We start from the raw sequence: 15,073 nt of genomic DNA, 5'->3' as shown, positions 1-15,073 counted from the left end.
AGGTTGCGCCTACTTCTTTAAGCTAATTCTTTACTGAGAGATCGGCTTTATGGAGCAAAACCGCTCAATTCAACTCATGGATACCACGCTACGCGATGGCGAGCAAACTCAAGGTGTATCTTATTTTCCACAAGAAAAAGTCAGTATTGGCAAAGCCTTACTCCAATCACTAAAAGTTGACCGCATCGAAGTCGCTTCGGCACGTGTCTCAGAAGGCGAAAAGGCAGCGGTACAACAACTCACCGCTTGGGCAAAAACCACCGGCTATTTACAGCAAATCGAGATTCTGGGCTTTGTTGACCACACTAAGAGTGTCGACTGGATCGTAGACTCAGGTGCAAAAATCATCAACTTGCTTACCAAAGGCAGCTTAAACCACTGTACCAATCAGTTAGGTAAAAGCCTTGAACAACATATTATCGATATCAAACAAACCGTAGACTATGCCAAAAGCCAAGGTTTATCGGTCAACGTTTACTTAGAGGATTGGTCAAATGGCTACGCCGATAGCCCCGACTATGTTTTTCAATTGGTAGAAGCGCTCAGCAACCTCGACATTGAGCACTTCATGCTGCCAGACACCTTAGGTGTGATGGCACCCAAAGAAGTGTATATCAGTATCTCAGAGATGATTACTCGCTTCCCACAAATCAAATTTAACTTTCACCCCCACAATGACTATGGCTTAGCAACAGCCAATAGTATGGCCGCCGCCGAGGCGGGAGTCGCAGCCCTGCACTGCACCATGAATTGTTTGGGCGAACGCGCCGGTAATGCTTCGCTGGCCGAAGTCTCGGTGGTCCTTAAAGATAAACTCGGCTTTCAACTTAATATTGATGAGAAAGAAATCCACAATATTGCTAAATTAGTTGAGAGCTTTTCCGGTAAACGTTTAGCTGCCAATACGCCTATTGTAGGAGCCGATGTGTTTACCCAAACCGCTGGGATCCATGCCGATGGCGATCATAAAGGGGGCTTATATATTACCGAATTAAGCCCCGAACGTTTTGGCCGCGAGCGAAAATATGCGCTGGGCAAGATGGCCGGCAAAGCTTCTATCGTGAAGAATTTAGAAGCGATGGAGATCGAGCTGTCTCCCGAAAATCAAAAGAAACTACTCCAAAAGATTGTTCAACTTGGTGACCAGAAGGCGACCATTACGCCCGACGACCTACCCTTTATTATTGCAGACATCATGGAGAGTAACGATTTTGCTCACATTGAGTTGCTTAACTGTTCAATTACCAGTGGTTTAGATCTCGAGTCTTCGGCCAACATCCGTCTGCGAATTGGAGATGAGATCTATAAAAGCTCTGGCCATGGTAATGGTGGCTTTGATGCCTTTATGAAGGCCTTAACTTATCCTTTATCAGAAGCTAAGTTGAGCATGCCTGAACTGCTTGATTATGAAGTACGCATCCCACCGGGCGGTCAAGCCAACGCTTTAACCGAATGTGTGATTCAATGGCGCGATGAAAACAAACAGTTCCATACGCGCGGAATCAACTCAAACCAGGTATTTGCGGGTATTCAAGCAACCTTGCGAATGCTGAACGTACGTTTACACCAACGTCAGTCAAACTAAATCAACGGCAAGCATCGCTTGCCGTTATCGTTTAATCACAAAGACTCTTATTGTCGGCAAACAATAAAGCTTGCGCGATAGATTAAATTTTAACCGTTTGTTAGCCATAAATGAATAGTTCTGTATTCATTTATGGCTAACTCATCGCTGCCCCGCTCTGGGTTAGCCTACGGCGACGTCATTAAGCTTCAACGAGCAAAGCTTAGCTAAGCACGCCCTGCATCTTCTTAAACCCTGCGTTGCTTATTCTCAAGGGCGTTGAAGTAAACACTACGCTCAAACAGACTTCAACTTTGCTCCGGTAATCCTCCCATTATTAACCGCATTTATTCGTAGAATTCATGCTGCCGTTTTTAGTGGTGGGAACCCTCCATTTGCAAGGTGTGGTCGTTGATGATTGTAGAACCATAACCATTGGGTCGCCCGATCTTGAACATCTTCAAGTGTGTCAAACAAATACTTACTCACTAAGCCAAACCTCATAGTACGGTTGAACCTTTCTATATACGCGTTTTGTTGTGGGTTCCCTGGCTGAATATAATCGATTCGAATGTCGTGGTTGTTGGCCCATTTAATAAACGCATGGCTAATGAACTCAGGACCATTGTCGCAGCGGATCGCAACAGGTTTGGTTCGTTGTTCGATGAGCTGCTCTAAGATCCGAGTGACTCGTACTGTGGGCATTGAAAAATCAGGTTCTGACGCCAGACCTTCACGTTTGTAATCATCTATCACATTGAATAAACGGTACTTCCGGCCATCAGATAGCTGATCATGCATAAAGTCCACGGACCAAACTTGGTTTGTTTTAATCGGCTCTTTAAGAGGCTCTGGCGTATGGCGATTCAGGCGTCGTTTTGGCCTAATACGTAAGTTTAGAGCCAATTCGCAGTAGATCCGATAAACCCGCTTATGGTTCCATGTATACCCTTTAACGTTCCGCAAATGGTGAAAACACAGGCCAAAGCCCCAGTCAGAGCAGTCTTCACTGTTGCACAGCGTTACTAACTCTTGAGCTATCAACTCATTCTCAGGTTGAAGCTTCGATTTATAGCGATAGCAGGTCTCGCTGATCCCAAACCAATAGCATGCACTTTTAATGCTGATGTGATAGTTCGCCACCGAACGCTGAGCCATCAATCGACGCTCACAGGGCTTCACCACTTTTTTGCCATCGCCTCTGAGATCACCTCTGCTTTAAGGCGTTCTTCCGCATACATCTTTTTAAGCCGTCGATTTTCATCTTCGAGTTCTTTCATCCGCGCCATAAGGGATGCGTCCATACCACCGTATTTCGAACGCCACTTGTAAAAGGTTGCGTTGCTCATTCCATGCTCACGACAGAGCTCAGGAACAGGTGTACCAGCCTCAGCCTGCTTGAGAATAGATAAGATCTGACTGTCCGTGTAACGTGACTTTTTCATGTTGAATCTCCTGTATTTACTATACGAGAAAATTCTACTTTTGCATGCGATTAATTTTCGGGGGGATTACCTATCACAACATAATGAAACCGAGGGGTGCTGGGTACAAAAAGAAACCAATGCTTGGGCTAAAGCAGGCGAATCAGGCATTAAGACTTTAAGCTGACCCATAACCTGATGAGAGTGCTGAGTCACTTCCTCAAGAGCATCATTAAGCTTGTCCAGCAATGGCTGTGTGCGTAAATAAAGATGTTCTCCCGCATCTGTTGGAGCGATTCTGCGGGTCGTTCGGTCAAATAGTCGTGTATCCAGTCGATCTTCCAGCAAAGCGATATGGCGACTAACATTTGATGTCGGCAAACCTAGAAATTCTGCAGCCCGTTTAAAGCTATTGTTCTCATAGACACAGTGAAAGCTTTTTAACCACTGCTGTTCAATCTTGTCTAGCATCTCATTTGTCCCATAAAGTGGGATTATTAAACCAATAATTGCCACTTTATTACCAAATACAGGCTAATACAATACCCTTCACTAAAGGTATCTGAATAAGGTTTCCCATGAGTTGGCTAGAAAAGCTACTAGAGAAGAAGAACATCATTCGTACACGTAAAGCGTCGATTCCTGAGGGAGTATGGACTAAATGCCCTTCTTGTGATCAGATCTTATACCGTATAGCTCTTGAAAAGAATCTGGCGGTGTGTCCAAAATGTGAACACCACATGCGGATGGCTGCACGCCAACGAATAGAAAGTTTTCTAGATAAAGGGGAACGAACTGAAATTGGCAGTGAACATGAACCGAAAGATTTGCTAAATTTTAAGGATCTGAAGCGATATAAGGAACGCCTTGCTCTAGCTCAAAAAAGCACCGGAGAAAAAGATGCGCTCGTGGTGATGAAAGGAAAACTAATGGGGATACCTGTTGTGACCTGCGCATTCGAGTTCTCATTTATGGCAGGGTCGATGGGGTCAGTTGTAGGGGCTCGTTTCGTTCAGGCAGTTGACGCTGCCATTGATGCAAATTGTGGGTTCGTATGCTTTTCTGCTTGTGGCGGTGCTCGAATGCAAGAGTCGCTAATGGCTCTGATGCAAATGGCCAAAACCAGCGCTGCCTTGAATCAATTATCAATGGCTAAACTCCCCTACATATCGGTGCTAACAGATCAAACTTTTGGTGGTGTCTCAGCTAGCTTAGCTATGTTGGGTGACATTAACATTGGCGAGCCTAAAGCAAGGATCGGATTCGCGGGGCGTCGTGTTATAGAGCAAACCGTTCGAGAAAAATTACCCGAGAGTTTTCAGCAGAGTGAGTTCCTCTTAGAGCATGGTGCTCTAGATATGATTGTGGATAGACGTGAGATGCGCAAACGAGTTGGTGGACTCATCGCTAAAATGACAAATACAACGATTCAGCAGGATGTATAGCTTATCAATGCGGTAACAAAACAGATTAAGTTCACTGAATTAAAACCTCTCAAATCCTCGTGTCACCCATCAGTGTCCAAATTATTATGCCACTCCCTGGTAAACTGGCGTCAAATACCCAAGTACTAAAAAACATGAATACAGAACTCAATCGAACAAAGCATCGCGAGACTAAAGATTTATCAGCTTAATTTAAAATCTAAATTTAACAAGGCAATTAAAAACCACCCACAAAAAGCGAGGGCTGAACTCGCTTCCAGCCCCCATGCTAAGCGCGTCACCGCCAACGATTCCATACTAACGCTAATTCCAAACACCGTTGCATAAGTGGCCGCTCAAACTCGTTTTGGCCAATCGTGAGTATTAGAACAATAGCCCCCTCACTGATCTGTTTTTAGCATTTACAATGCTAAAAACACTATTATCTTCCGAAACCTATAGCGAAGCATTCGCATTAAAAGCTAACAAGATTTTAGTGACCTCGTCGATCCGTCGCACAAAACTCTGTTTACTGGCGCGTTCATGAACCGTGTGGTCACCATCACCATACGGCCCAAAACCATCCAGAGTCGCCACCCCGGCTGACGACACGATGTTAGCATCACTCACCCCACCTCGCTTCTCGGTTTTTAATGGATAATCTAAAATTTCGGCTATCGTTGATAGTAATTCAGCTTGCTCAGCGGAGGCCTGCATCACATCGCGTTGGATCCCCCCTTCCAGCGAAGCGATTACACCGACAACCTTTGGCTCTGCGACAATGCGTTCAAGTCCGGCAAGTAAACGATCTCGTTCCTTGATTTGGGTATAGCGCAGCTCAACAACAATTGAAGCTTTCGGTGAAATCGTATTGGCACCGATCCCTCCCGAAATTTTTCCCACATTTACGGTGCTACCAGCAGCTAGATCCGTTAAATCGGTCAAGGCAATCAGCATCTGTGCCGCCGCCAAATTAGCATTGCAACCATCGGCGTAATGATTCCCCGCATGAGCAGCCTTGCCTTGAAAGTGAATGGTAAACGTGCCGACACCTTTACGCTCAGTCACCACTTCATGCTCGGCCCCGGCAGCTTCAAATACCAAGCAAATGTCATAATTTTTAGCCAATTCCGCACTCAGGTATTTGCTGTCATCACTGCCGCTTTCTTCATCACTAACCAACAACATATCGATATTAGCCAGTCCGCCGTGAGCCAAGCGCACAGCCTTAAGCGATTCTAAAGCAACAATATTACCGCCTTTCATATCACATACGCCGGGCCCATACACCCAGTCGGAGTCTTCACGAAACCCTTCAAAGCTATTGGGAGGAAATACGGTATCAAGATGGCCTAATAGCAATACCCGTGGTAATGCCGAGTTATATCGACTGGTAAATAGCAAATGATCCCCAATATGCTCTCGCCGAAAAACTTCGGTGATATAGCCGAGTTGCTCCATCCAAGCGCGAAACACTGCACCATTTTGGTCAACCCCCGCTTTATTTTTTGTATAAGAGTTTAAATCGATAATACTTTTCAATTGGGCAAAGTTCAGCATCTCGCTTAGTTCCTCATTATTTTTAAAGCCTTAAAAATCGCTATATTCCCTTAAGGAGCGGCCCTTATAGGTCGCTAACGCTCGCAAACCTTAAGTGCCCCTAAGCCCCCATATCATTCGAAGCCATTTGCCTACTGCAAAAAGTGAACCATTGAAATGGTAACGACATCTAATGGCATTAATATTGCTGATTTAGGCCATAGGTTTAATGGAAATAAACCTTGAACGTGATGAATTCTGGTCTTAAGGGGCTTTTATGGGTAAGAATCTAGTAGATAAAAATGGCCCTACCATAGGGATGTGGATGTATCAAAACAGCGGTGGGGACACCATCCAGAACAACATTATCAAGCAATTAGCACAGCGTGGGATTAACGTAATTACCGGCTTAGATTTAGCACAAGCCTCAGCGCAAAATGGCGAGATTATCTGTAATGGTATTGCCATGGAGCAACTCGATTTATTCTTCTCTTATAATGCAGGCCAACAAACACCTTTCCAAATGTATTTATATCAAGCGATCAATAAATTGGTGCCAACTATCAATAATTTTGAAGCCTTTTCTCTGTCCGAAGATAAATTTTTAACCGCTTACGCGCTCAATCAAGCCGGCATACGCAGTGCCGATTATCGCTTATTTAATCGTGAAGATTTTTCTGGGCTACGCGACACGGTTCGTGAATGGAATGGCCGAGTTGTATACAAACCAACCGATGGCTGGGGCGGAACAGGGATCGTGAAGATCGAAGACGAGCGTTCTTTAGATGTGCTGGTACCGTTTTTAAATCGACTCGATGTCCCGCACTTTTACTTAGAAAAATACATCAATTACGATAAAACTGATTATCGTGTCGACGTGGTCAACGGTAAGTACATCGGTTGTTACGGCCGTAAAGCGCCCACCGATAGCTGGAAGACCAACATCACCAGTGGTGGCAGCGTGATTACCCGCCATCCCTCAGATGAAGTGATTGAACTCGCCATACAGGCAGCTAAGGTTACCGGCTTAGAGATTGCTGGCGTCGACCTACTTTATGACTTAGATACCGAAGAATATGTAGTGTTGGAAGTCAACGGCATTCCTGCCTTTGCCACACCGGAACAAGAAAAACTGGGGATCGATTTTAACTCGAGAAAAATTGATGCCATTGTTGAATTAGTAGAGCGCACTATATTTACCAACACCCAACCTCTCCCCTTAGTTGACCGAATAGAAGACAGCATATATGAGCAACAGCAGACTGCCTAAACTAGGCCTACTTTATCTAGACCACGTCTTAAGATTTTTCGACAAATCTAATTTTAAAGGCTGGCCAACTACAATTGAAACCGTGGTTTACCATTGGGGACACGATAAAAATCGCTTTATCGAAGAAGTGAAGCAAAAAAAAATCGAAGTACTCATTGGTAATATCCCCGCAACGGCCTACGAAACTTTTCGACAAATTGCACGCGAATTGCCAGAGGTTCGATTTATTCCCTCACTAGATACTCAGTTCAGCAATAAATCGAAAGAAAATGTCACTCATTTTTGTGAAAAATACCAAATCCCCATTCCGCCCACCGATATTTTTTATGAATATGCCGAAGCCGAAGCATTCTTAAAGACCACTACTTACCCCAAGATCATCAAAAAATCTTACGGGCCATCAAACTACGGTGGTTACTTTGTCCATAAAGTAGACAACTTTCAAGAAGCCAAAGCCTTACTCGCCGAAAAAAAATACTATCCGGTTTACCTGCAAAACTTTGTCCCCATGAGCGCCGATATACGGGTGATGCTGATTGGCCATAAACCGGTATGCGCATTTTGGCGCCGTCCTCCCGAAGGCGATTGGCTAACCAATACCAGCCAAGGCGGCAGCATGGATTATCAGGATGTCCCCAAAGAGGTGTTAGATTTGGCGGTGCAAGTCTCCAAAGCCGCCAAGGCCGAGTATTGGGCCTGTGACATCGCTGTTGGTATCGATGGTAAATTGCGCATTCTAGAATGCGCCACCGCCTTTGCCGCCTTCCCCTATATTCGAGACTGGATAGGCCAATACCTGATGTGGCACTTATCCGACGGGCAATTTAAATTGCCTAATATTCCACTATACAACTGGGAAGAGCTGGGCAAAATGAGCGCTTCGATCCTGCGAACGATGCGGTATATCACCTTTGGCCGAAAGTACTTTCCCAGCTGTGACAGTGGTGAAACCTTTACCGCACTTAGCGAGGATAATTACCCCATTGTGTCAACAAATCCGATCCCCGGTGCAGAAGAGTGGCCAAGTGAAGTTTGGAATCGTCAGGATAACTACCCGCGAAATCAATCATCCACAAGTCCCCGGCAAGCGACCATGCAAAGTGCTGATACGCAAAGCCAAAGCGATATTCCCTCTTCAGAAGAAGCAGACGAATCAAGCCCGCAACAACAACCAGACTAAATGATTGACGAACCATCCCCCTTATTCTGTAAACTAAGGGGGAACGGAGCTTGCTTCGTATGATGATTGAACACCACAACAGTAACTAAAGTACACTCTCAAGGAAGAAATGCAGGCTTTGCAAAAAACCTGGCAATAGGCCAAATATGAAAAAACAATATACTTCTTATAAAGATACGATGGCTTTTCTTGAACAAGCAATGGCTGACTACCCAGACTTAATCCACGTGCAAAGCATTGGGAATACTTGGGAAGATCGCCCTATTGTTCTAGCCACTCTCTCCTTAGGTTTAGCCAATGCCAACACCAAGCCTGCACTGTTATATACGGGAACCATTCATGCCCGTGAATGGATTGGTATCGAGCTGGCCAATAGCTTCATCAAATACATTATCGACAATCATCAGTTTAACCCAAAGCTTCAGCAAGCCTTGAGTCGCAATACCCTATATATTGTGCCCTGCCTTAACCCCGATGGTTTTGAATTTTCTCGCACTCATTTTTCTTTTTGGCGAAAAAACCGCAGAGATAACGGCGATGGTAGCTTTGGCGTCGATCTAAACCGCAATTTTGGCACTCGTTTCAAACACCGTAACGATACCAATGCCACCACCTATGGTGGTCCTGAAGCCTTTTCTGAACCAGAAACTCGAGCGATTAGAGACTTTGTCGACAACCACCACAATATTACGATCGCGCTAGATTACCACTCGCAAGGCAACGTATTTTTCCCTGCGCATAAATTTAATCATGAAGCCGAAGTCGATACCACTGACTTAAATACCCTATGCGCCAACATGGCACATGAAATCCAAAAAGTCTCTGGTACCCAATATGGGATACATCGTGGCAAGCCCCCCACCAATTTAATTAATGGTAGCGGCCGAGAGTACTATTACGACAAAGGCATCATTGCCACCGTTGTTGAGGTAGGCACTCGTAATATTCCCGATTACATGGAAAACATGACCCAAAGCGTGAACGAAAACATTCCCGCGCTGGTACTCGCACTTAACTCTGCAATCAGTTACTCCTCCCTCGCGCCGCAGCGAGTGAGCAACTTCACGATTAGCGCTCTTGCCGCCAATGAAGCCACTTTAGAGTGGGAATATTCTGGTGACGAGGATGTTTATTTCGAAATTTATCGCAACCAGCAACATAAAAGTCCCTGTACAGATGACAACTTAGTGGGCATCACCAAATCCACCAGCTTTACCGATGTTCAACTGCAAAGCGGCAGCTACTATTACTACAAAATTAGGGCGGTTCATGCAAAACAGCAGATCTGCGGCCCCTATGCGCCAGAAGTGAAATTAAAAACCGACCTCGCGCAACATCAGTTTAGCCGAACCTTATTTCCGCTGCGCAACGATATTGGCTATCTAGGGCAATACACTCAAGAAAAAAATCGAGAACATTTTGGGAACAACTCGTTATTTATTGGAGTGAATAAATCTCGAGGCGTTTGCTATGGGGTCATTGAATTTAAACTAGATAGAGTCCCCGACAATGCTCAAATTGAAGCCGCATCATTCTCGCTTTACCCTCTCAACCGTGTTGGTGCAAAAATAGAAAACTATGGAGAATGGGGAATTTCAATACTCGACCCCGCGAGTATTTCCGATATTCGCGATTTTGAAGCCATCAAAAACGCCAAAGTACTACACACCGGTCAAGCTATCGAATCAGATAAGTTAACCCAAGGGGTCTGGAGTCATTGGTCGTTTAACGGTGCAGAGCGCAAATTACTTGAACAGTTTATCGCACAAGGCAGTCTGGTGATCCGTATCGACGGCCCCACGACGCTTCCCCGAGGGCACGAATCGCAGATGATGCAGTTTGATATTGGCTTTGGTCGCTTTGGTTCAGGCATTCACTATCGACCCAGTATTGAACTCACCTATACACGTCGACCACAGCGTGTAGAACTCTACCCTACAATGGTCAATAGTATCTATCGCCAAGGAATTGAAAATGGCAAATTAGCTTCGGGTTATGACCCTGAAGGTGAAAAAGTTTATGGGCAACTGGCCTTCGCTATGCAGGCGATGCCCGACCCGCAACGAACCGTGATTACCGATGCCTATCTCGTCATTCAAAACACCAACTTCTTGGGCCCCAAAAAAGATATTCGATTCACGGTCGAATTGGCCGAAGTGGACAACTTGAGCTACCAATCAGTTAAAGAACGTCAACGAATTCAATATATTGGATACGAAGTCAGTCATACTGAGCTACGTGATAAAAAGCCACACTACTTCAATTTTGATAGCTTTAGTCGTGGAGAACTGGAGCGTTTATATAGTGAACATAGTCCCATTTGTTTTGTGATCCGCTCCACCTCTGCCAGCAAAAAAGGCCAAGATGATCTGATAAATTGGCTTAATGATCCGAGTAATCAGCAACAACCAAAATTAATCATCGAGTATATCGAACGTCCGAAGACCCCTTTAGCGGCCCCGACAAACTTCACGGTCACGCTTGAAAAAAACTTAGCGAAACTCACCTGGAAAAACCCTGACAATGACGATTTTGTGGGTGCCTTTGTGGTGCGGAATCGCTTTCATCCTCCCAAATCACCTCAAGATGGCGTAAAAATTTATGGCGGTAAGGATGAATACACTTTTGATGATTTTGGTAATCCCAATATTCCTAAGTACTACTCGATATTTTCTTACGATGGTGTCCCCTTATATTCCGCTCCCGCTTGTATTTATTTCAGTGCAAATCAGGCAGTCCCGGTAGTCGAACTTGACCCTGAAGACTGGGAGCCTCAACAAGATGAGTATTTTCAAAGTTTAGATAATCCTTAAACTGCTAGTGCCGACCCAGCGAAATACCACTGTTTTCGCTGGCTTGGCGCTAATATTTAGCTTAAACAGTTCCTAGAGTTAACTTCAGAATGGTAATCCGGCATTAATTGGTATTGAAAATGATCCATTATTATTTCTCAAGGCATGGGCTAATAATGCGGTACGCCTGTTACTGTCTTGTTTCCAAGCGATTTTGCCATAACCATGACCATTCCAGTTGCCATAGATAAACGCAGCGGTCGCGTTAGCTGGAATATCAAAACTAATCGTCGCATCAGCCGGTGAAGTACTGATATTTATCGCAACCCCGTTTAAATTCGTAAATGCCGAAGGGCTGCTAATTAAACTGCCATTAAGATCGTACATTTCAAGTTCAACACTAACGGTTTCGTCAGTAATATTTGAAATCGTCACCCCCATCTCACTGGCCTTTGAAGTTGCTGACAAGTTGTAAGGAATGTATGCCGACCCCATGCTCTCAGCAAAGCTTGCGGAGGATAAAAGAGCCAGTAACATGACAAAAATCGTCGATATTCTCATTTAATAATCCTTAATTAAGTTATAAAAATTTTCCCAAGGCTATAGGAAGGTCTAAGTATGCTTGTCAGCTCACCTCATAACGAAACTCATCCACGAGCAAACGTTCAGTCAGTGAAATGAAAAGGAATGTAATACTTATGACAAAAATCATAATACGATATAAATCACTTAGAACCTATTTTTAAGCATTTGTTTAATAAAAATATTGTATCGAGATTGTCAACTTTGAGTATTCTCGATTCGAATTCAAAACGGTATATTGAATCGCAGTACAAAGGAGAATGGCATGAAGTAATTTAGCATTTATGCTCATTTGATTTGAGAACCATCACAAGCCAACCATAAAAAATCCCGTTAAATAGCAACCTTCAACGGGATTAAGAAATTGCAACAACAATCTATAATTTAAATCGGCTCACTTCTTGTTGTAGCGATTCGGCTAAATTTGCCAGTTCCTGGGCTTGTGTCATCGAGGTTTGCGCCTCTTGAGATAAGTTTTCCGACACTTCGCGAATCGATTCGGTATTTCGATTGATTTCACTGGTCACAGAAGTTTGTTCTTCTGCTGCCGTCGCGATCTGCGTCGCCATATCTGAGATATCGTTAATCGCCTTACTAATTTGAGACAAGCTTTCGCTAGCAGAATTTGCATCGGTAACGCTGGTTTCGGCCATATCATGACTCTGGGTCATCGAGGTGACTGCTTTACCAGCCGTCTGTTGTAAGGTCTCGATCATCGCCTGAATTTCTTGGGTCGATGAATGGGTACGTTGCGACAATACTCGGACCTCATCTGCCACAACAGCAAATCCACGACCTTGTTCGCCAGCTCGAGCTGCTTCAATGGCGGCATTTAGAGCCAGCAAGTTGGTTTGCTCAGCAATACCACTAATCGTTAACAAGATACTATTAATTTTCTGTGAGTGCTCGTTCAACTCACCAATAATCTGTCCGGCGGTCGCCACTTCGTCCGCCAAACTGCGAATCGACTGCTGGCTCTGCATCACTTGAGTTTGACCATGACTAGAGAGAGTCACCGCTTCTTGTGCGGTATTCGCCGTAAGCTCTGCATGGCTAGCAATTTCTTCGGTTGCGCTGGCCATCTCAGTCACTGCGGTGGCAACCATGGTCACTTCATCTTGTTGAACCGCGATTCGCTGACTATTATCGGTGGCTGATGCACTGGTTGTTGTGGCTTGTCCTCCCAATTGACCCGCAATTTCATGCATCCGAGAGATCATACCGTGAACCCGTTCAACAAAACGGTTAAAACCGCCAGCCAACTGGCCGATTTCATCGTAACTATTCGTTGTTTGAATGCGTACTGTTAAGTCCCCTTCACCTTCGGCAATATCATTCAGCGCCTGAGCGACTCGCTCGAGACCTCTAAATTGAAATTTGAAAATCGCGACTAAAACCAACCCAAATAGAATCAATAAAATAAAGCCCATCGCCGACATCCACCATGCGAGGCTAGCAGCCTGTGACATAATTTGCTGTTTGCCCATGATGAATATTAAAGACCAATCACTTTCTGGTACCGCTTCTACATATACCAGTTTAGCGGTATCATCCAAAATGCGATTTTCTATGAGATTGGTATTGGCGCGCGCTTTAACCCAGTTTTGATTCATCTCACCATCAATCGCGCTTAGTTGTTGATTATTCAATTCACTGTCTGGGTGACTAATAATCAAACCAGCGCTATCGACCAAAATAGAGTAACCTTCTCCAGGGACCTTTAGTTGTCGAACTGCGTCCGTTAATTGATCAAGTGTTAAATTAGCCGCAGCAACCCCGTAAAATCGGCCAGCCACCATCACCGGCTCGGCAATCGTCACCACTTGCTTCTGCAAGGTCACACTCACATAAGGCGCCGTCATAATCATGCTGCCAGCAGCCTTTGCACTCTTATACCAGGGTCTGACTCTAGGATCGTAATTTGGCTTATTCAAGCGAGGATCTTGACGATACATATTGCCTTGCTCATCACCAAAATAGGTTAAAGCAAAACCGATACTATTATGCGCTTGCAATAAATAAGGAACAGGATCGAGATCTGGTTGCGCCTCAATGGTTGATTTGAGGCCCGTAATGGCTTTTTTGCGATCATAAATCCAATGGCCTATTCCTTGGGTAAAGGTAGTCGCCAAATGTTCAATTTCGAGCTGAGTATTGGTGAGAGCATTGCTACGAATGAAGTAACTGGAAATACTCACCAATACCGCCACAGTGATCAATACGGCAAACAGACTACTTAGCAGTAGGCGAGTCTTAAGTGTTGTTCGCATCATCACTTCCTTATTAAAATATTAAGCTTTTTCAGTATAGTAACAATAATAAAATTGGCGTATTTGAAACGATAAAAATGAGCCTTTAAGCAAACAAAACTAACATTAGAGACTCGTTCTAAGATCTAAAACCCCTCAAACCATGAACCCGCACTAGAAGATCATGGCTGCTCTTAATGACATGAAGATGAAATTGAATTGAACAAATCAGATGCTGGGTGGCGGAAAACAGATACCAGAAAAAATACCGTGAACAAAGAACGCATAAATAAATACGCAGCCTTGAAATAGCGCTATCACAACTTAAATTACAGGTTTTTATACCAATCTAACTGCTTATCGGTTAATTTTTGCGGGCTTAAATCACCGCTAACTGGGTTATGGATCTGATTGGTATTAGTGACCATCGCTAATAATTTTAGGTTTAACTCGCGCCTGTCCATTGGCATTAAAAAATGGGTTTGGTTTCCCCCTGCGCATTAGTTTCCACAGTAACATTTTACTGATGATCCGAAAAATGATCCGAGCTCGAGACTTATTACCCCATAAGGACTCAGGTAAATGACTGGTTGCCTGTTGCTGGTAAGCTGAACCATATAACGGGCCTATAATCTCTTGAATATCTTGATCTGGTGCAATAAAGCTATGGATAAGTCCAACAAAGGGGACATTCAAACCAACAGTATTAGCCACGGGCGTGTCACAACAACTGGTATACCAGCGATATAAGCCTTTTTTATGTAAACGAAGACAAGCCAAATGCTCTTGGCCCTGTATAATTTGAACTGCAGCGGGATAGATCTGAAATAAAGCGGTTCCCCCAAACTCATTGAGGGTGGCCGTTTCAGCTTGCAACTGAGCGGCAAAAGCTTGGCAATCTTTACAATAACAGCATAAATGAGTGCCTTGATTGGGCTTAAGCTGTTGTACAAGCCCCCTCACTTGACCACATTTACATTTTAGTTCTAATTGTGCCATCTTAGCTTCCTTAGTATATGGACCATCTGCGGCAATCACTATCCTTGCGA

Annotated in this window: 11 protein-coding genes; 5 read left to right on the top strand and 6 right to left on the bottom strand. The window is 44.3% G+C overall.

All coding sequences use genetic code 11. The features are described from left to right. The first annotated feature begins 49 nt into the window (after nucleotides 1-49). The gene (locus ACRRS0_RS09935; protein ID WP_432453365.1) at nucleotides 50-1,585 is read left to right on the top strand and encodes an alpha-isopropylmalate synthase regulatory domain-containing protein; all 1,536 of its coding nucleotides are present in this window, start codon (nucleotides 50-52) and stop codon (nucleotides 1,583-1,585) included. Nucleotides 1,586-1,924: 339 nt separating this feature from the next. Here the strand turns inward: ACRRS0_RS09935 and ACRRS0_RS09930 are convergent. After that, nucleotides 1,925-3,009, bottom strand: a protein-coding gene (locus ACRRS0_RS09930) for an IS3 family transposase (protein ID WP_432451743.1) whose coding sequence is annotated in 2 segments (ribosomal slippage) — nucleotides 1,925-2,760 and nucleotides 2,760-3,009 — 1,086 coding nt in all. Because the reading frame shifts where the segments join, the coding sequence is not laid out codon by codon here. A 66-nt stretch (nucleotides 3,010-3,075) separates the two neighbouring features. After that, the gene (locus ACRRS0_RS09925) at nucleotides 3,076-3,459 is read right to left on the bottom strand and encodes a LysR family transcriptional regulator (protein ID WP_432453366.1); all 384 of its coding nucleotides are present in this window, start codon (nucleotides 3,457-3,459) and stop codon (nucleotides 3,076-3,078) included. A gap of 107 nt (nucleotides 3,460-3,566) precedes the next feature. On the opposite strand from ACRRS0_RS09925, the gene accD reads away from it, so the two are divergent. Further along, nucleotides 3,567-4,433, top strand: a complete 867-nt coding sequence (gene accD / locus ACRRS0_RS09920; protein ID WP_432453367.1) for an acetyl-CoA carboxylase, carboxyltransferase subunit beta — start codon at nucleotides 3,567-3,569, stop codon at nucleotides 4,431-4,433. 435 nt (nucleotides 4,434-4,868) lie between these two features. Here the strand turns inward: accD and ACRRS0_RS09915 are convergent, their stop codons facing one another. Beyond that, nucleotides 4,869-5,972: a M20 family metallopeptidase gene (locus ACRRS0_RS09915; protein WP_432453368.1), complete on the bottom strand. Its 1,104-nt coding sequence runs from the start codon at nucleotides 5,970-5,972 to the stop codon at nucleotides 4,869-4,871. A 256-nt stretch (nucleotides 5,973-6,228) separates the two neighbouring features. Between ACRRS0_RS09915 and ACRRS0_RS09910 the strand changes: the two genes are divergently transcribed. The 3 genes from ACRRS0_RS09910 (at nucleotide 6,229) to ACRRS0_RS09900 (ending at nucleotide 11,214) form a co-directional block, all read left to right on the top strand. After that, nucleotides 6,229-7,221, top strand: coding sequence for an ATP-grasp domain-containing protein (locus tag ACRRS0_RS09910; RefSeq protein ID WP_432453369.1), 993 nt, complete (start codon nucleotides 6,229-6,231; stop codon nucleotides 7,219-7,221). Then, the gene (locus ACRRS0_RS09905) at nucleotides 7,199-8,401 is read left to right on the top strand and encodes an ATP-grasp domain-containing protein (protein WP_432453370.1); all 1,203 of its coding nucleotides are present in this window, start codon (nucleotides 7,199-7,201) and stop codon (nucleotides 8,399-8,401) included. Before ACRRS0_RS09910 ends, ACRRS0_RS09905 begins: the two co-directional genes overlap by 23 nt. A gap of 146 nt (nucleotides 8,402-8,547) precedes the next feature. Then, nucleotides 8,548-11,214 carry a M14 family zinc carboxypeptidase gene (locus ACRRS0_RS09900; RefSeq protein WP_432453371.1) on the top strand — a complete coding sequence of 889 codons (2,667 nt, stop codon included), beginning with the start codon at nucleotides 8,548-8,550 and terminating at the stop codon, nucleotides 11,212-11,214. A gap of 84 nt (nucleotides 11,215-11,298) precedes the next feature. Here the strand turns inward: ACRRS0_RS09900 and ACRRS0_RS09895 are convergent, their stop codons facing one another. The 3 genes from ACRRS0_RS09895 to ACRRS0_RS09885 all read right to left on the bottom strand — a co-directional run bounded on the left by ACRRS0_RS09895 (nucleotide 11,299) and on the right by ACRRS0_RS09885 (nucleotide 15,023). Continuing rightward, complete coding sequence (locus ACRRS0_RS09895; protein ID WP_432453372.1) at nucleotides 11,299-11,754, bottom strand: hypothetical protein; 456 nt, start codon at nucleotides 11,752-11,754, stop codon at nucleotides 11,299-11,301. A gap of 398 nt (nucleotides 11,755-12,152) precedes the next feature. Next, the gene (locus ACRRS0_RS09890) at nucleotides 12,153-14,045 is read right to left on the bottom strand and encodes a methyl-accepting chemotaxis protein (RefSeq protein ID WP_432456188.1); all 1,893 of its coding nucleotides are present in this window, start codon (nucleotides 14,043-14,045) and stop codon (nucleotides 12,153-12,155) included. Between the two features lie 396 nt (nucleotides 14,046-14,441). Further along, nucleotides 14,442-15,023 carry a DUF6151 family protein gene (locus ACRRS0_RS09885; RefSeq protein WP_432453373.1) on the bottom strand — a complete coding sequence of 194 codons (582 nt, stop codon included), beginning with the start codon at nucleotides 15,021-15,023 and terminating at the stop codon, nucleotides 14,442-14,444. Between the last annotated feature and the right edge of the window lie 50 nt (nucleotides 15,024-15,073).

It is taken from the genome of Agarivorans sp. QJM3NY_29 (assembly GCF_050870835.2).
GTDB lineage: Bacteria > Pseudomonadota > Gammaproteobacteria > Enterobacterales > Celerinatantimonadaceae > Agarivorans.
The sequence above is the reverse complement of the archived record's forward strand: the minus strand, read 5'-3'. Positions and strand labels throughout refer to the sequence as shown.